The sequence below is a fragment of the Deltaproteobacteria bacterium genome (assembly GCA_018668695.1).
Taxonomy (GTDB): Bacteria; Myxococcota; XYA12-FULL-58-9; order XYA12-FULL-58-9; family JABJBS01; genus JABJBS01.
This window is the reverse complement of sequence record JABJBS010000013.1, coordinates 1-2,862: the sequence shown is the minus strand read 5'-3', so window position 1 is coordinate 2,862 and position 2,862 is coordinate 1. Positions and strand designations below refer to the sequence as shown.

Sequence of the window (2,862 nt, the reverse complement as noted above, 5' to 3'; positions counted from 1 at the left end):
TCCACTTCCAATTTGCCGTTGGCACTGGCGCGGGTAACCTTGCATCGGGTACCCTCACAATTTTAGAGCTGGGCTACACCTTTGAGAACGACTACACGCTGATGTTTTGGCATCCCATGATTGAAAACGACAGCAATCAAAGCCCGACCGTTGCATCGCGTTACCCGGATGTTCTCATCGGCATCAAAAAATCTGCCTTCTACAAGGAGCTAGTATTCAAAATAGGATTTGGAGGGGGAGGTGCACACGAGCCTGACTTTTCAGAAGCCAGTCTCGGTTTGGGATGGGCTTACGGCGTAGACCTGCACTACCCCATGGGAAGCGGCGGCCACGGTTTCACGCTGGCATTCACGGTGCATCACGTGCAACTGAACGACCGCCACTTTGCGGCAGCATCACTGGGGTTAGGCTACACGGTCTTTTAAAGCGTAAAGAAAGCGCTCACATTGCCGCGGATATATTTGCCCATTCCAGACTCCATAAAAACCAATACTGGTCCTGCGCTAACACCTACACCCAGGGTATCGGCCAACATGTAGCGTACACCTGCTCCAAGGTTCATCCCCAGTTCAGACTCTGCTGGAGTCGAAAAATCACCAATACTTGCGGTGAAGCTACAGAGACCAAAGTGCGCATAAACATAAGGAGTTAACATTGGCATCGGGACATCAAATCTCAAACCACCCATAACCATGAGATTACCATATGTAATACCGCCCGATTCATTGCTGAGGTAGCCGACCATCACCTCAGGCAGACGCCCAAAGCAAGAGGCAAGCCGACAACAACATCGAGACCAAAGCCGGTAACGCCATCGCCTTCATCTGGTAGAATATGGGCCACACCCAGGTTGGCTTGTAAATCGAGCATGCTATCGGCTAAGGCAGTCGAAGAAAAAGCCATTAAGCTAAGCGATACAATAAGAGCATTAAGTTTCAAACGGTTCATGAATTGTGTCTCCCATAATGTTGAGGTGCGTCATAAAACGCCCCTTAATTTTAGGAAGAGTAGTATGCCAAAGCAAGCTCTAAGCCCAGTCATTTACCCGGTGACGCTACGACACTTTTCACACTGAATAACTTCACTGGCTCCGAAACGCCTTTAAGATCGGCCGTAAGGACCTCTTCAACATCTATTTTAGAAGCGACTTTATCTGCCACCTCTTTGCTAAATAAAAGCGGGGGAGCCGGTGCCTTGGTCTGACCTTCAATGCGTGCCGCGAGGTTTACATTCTGCCCTAAAACAGTGAACTCCAAACGGTCGTGGCTTCCAACATAGCCCGCAACAACTTCTCCGGTGTGAATCCCTACACCCAGCTTCAGTGGGCTTGAACCAGGCTTTGCCTTCATTCTCTCGGCGTTGTGCTTTTCCAGCCGTTCAAGCATCTCAAGCCCTGCACACACCGCTTGTTTTGAATGGCATTCGTCCTCGTTAAAAACCAACCCGAAAATCGCCATAATCGCGTCGCCCATAAACTTATCAACCACGCCACCGTGAGCACGTATGGCGAGAACCATCTCGCTAAAATACGCATTCATCAACTCAATAAGTTCTTCAGGCTCAAGCGTTTCGGAGAGTGGCGTGAAGTCTCTTAGGTCAGACATCAGAATTGTTAATTCTCTTCGCTCGCCGCCCAACATATCTTCATCTTTGGAATATCTCTCTAAGAAATCTTTCGCGACTTCAGGGGGAACAAAATGCCCAAAGGCTGCGCGAATCTGCTCTCTTTGAAGCAGGCCACTCGCCATATTGTTAATGCCTTGCGCAACCTCTCCAAACTCGTCCGGGCGAGAGGTATCCAGCTCGAAATCAAAGACACCGTCAGCAACATTTTGAATACCATCCATAATATGTGCAGTGTCTTTTTTTAGAACCTTACCAAAGCGCCACGCTACAACCAGGGCAGCCACAACGAAGAACATACCCAGAAAGACAACCTCCAACACGACCTCAGGCCCCACGGTAATGCCCTGCTCTCCCTCATATACATATCGTGAAATCATCAACATCATGGCCATCGCCGGAACGATGGTAAAAATGCCGTAGCCCTCTAGAACTCGCTGAGTCAGACGTTCCCAATAGTGGCGTGCTCCTACACTCATTGCCGAATTCTGACGGTATGCGGTTTCGATTTCAACGTATTCCCATTGTGCCAAAATACCAGCCCCAAGTGCCCAATAGCCGCTGAGGAGTTTCACGTGGCTCGCCATAGGGAAAGCCTCGTATAGGAAAAAGTGAGTCATGAAGGCCACGATGCCCGTTAGAAACCATGTAGCGATTGACAGGTGGTAACCGTGGCGTGCCAGAGACGCGGTACCTTTTGACGTCGGCAGGTAGCAGTAAAAAGACTCACGCATAACGATTTGGAGTATACCAAAGCTCAAGAGTGTAAACATAAGGACGCTGAAGTCGAGCTTGGCAATAAAGGGGCAAATCAATTGGGCGTATACCGCGAGGAAAAACGCTGCAACCAGAGAGGTAGCGTGAATCTTCAGGCGATTGGCTGGCTTTAATACGACCCACAAGCCTTGCTTAGCGCTCATCCACCTCTCCCGGTTTATTGAATAACTCGCTTCAAACTTAGCATTACTTCAAGAGAGTTACGCTATGATTTATCTCAATCGAGACGATTAAATAGCCAGCTTATACCGTTGAAGCACCCGGAGTTAATCTCTCCAAGTACAACGTGTGCCGAGACGTACCTTCTCGCCTATCGATTGCCTGAAGCGCCAGCATCGCAAGGTCGTAGGAGGCGTAAATGTCATGCGTAAGTAAAGCTATTTTCAAAAGTTGCGCGGTCTCAAGCTTCGGAAAATCAACCAAGCGCTTTACATGGACCGCATCACTTCACACAGCGCTTCT

4 protein-coding genes are annotated in these 2,862 nt (G+C 49.2%); 1 reads left to right on the top strand and 3 read right to left on the bottom strand.

Annotated elements, in window-relative coordinates; genetic code table 11:
* A partial coding sequence (locus HOK28_00640; protein ID MBT6431566.1) for a hypothetical protein occupies window positions 1-425 on the top strand: 425 nt, incomplete at its 5' end.
* Here the strand turns inward: HOK28_00640 and HOK28_00635 are convergent.
* The 3 genes from HOK28_00635 to HOK28_00625 all read right to left on the bottom strand — a co-directional run bounded on the left by HOK28_00635 (window position 422) and on the right by HOK28_00625 (window position 2,543).
* The gene (locus tag HOK28_00635) at window positions 422-661 is read right to left on the bottom strand and encodes a hypothetical protein (GenBank protein MBT6431565.1); all 240 of its coding nucleotides are present in this window, start codon (window positions 659-661) and stop codon (window positions 422-424) included. The two genes, HOK28_00640 and HOK28_00635, sit on opposite strands and share 4 nt — an antisense overlap.
* 83 nt (window positions 662-744) lie before the next feature.
* Window positions 745-948 (bottom strand): hypothetical protein, encoded by a 204-nt coding sequence (locus tag HOK28_00630; GenBank protein MBT6431564.1) that lies wholly within the window; start codon window positions 946-948, stop codon window positions 745-747.
* Between the two features lie 89 nt (window positions 949-1,037).
* On the bottom strand, window positions 1,038-2,543 hold the full coding sequence (locus HOK28_00625) for an adenylate/guanylate cyclase domain-containing protein (protein MBT6431563.1): 1,506 nt from the start codon (window positions 2,541-2,543) through the stop codon (window positions 1,038-1,040).
* Between the last annotated feature and the right edge of the window lie 319 nt (window positions 2,544-2,862).

What these genes read in the sequence shown, in the direction of transcription:
- HOK28_00635 (MBT6431565.1), bottom strand. Translation starts at nt 661, where the DNA reads ATGCCAATGTTAACTCCTTATGTTTATGCGCACTTTGGTCTCTGTAGC.
- HOK28_00625 (MBT6431563.1), bottom strand. Translation starts at nt 2,543, where the DNA reads ATGAGCGCTAAGCAAGGCTTGTGGGTCGTATTAAAGCCAGCCAATCGC.
- HOK28_00630 (MBT6431564.1), bottom strand. Translation starts at nt 948, where the DNA reads ATGAACCGTTTGAAACTTAATGCTCTTATTGTATCGCTTAGCTTAATG.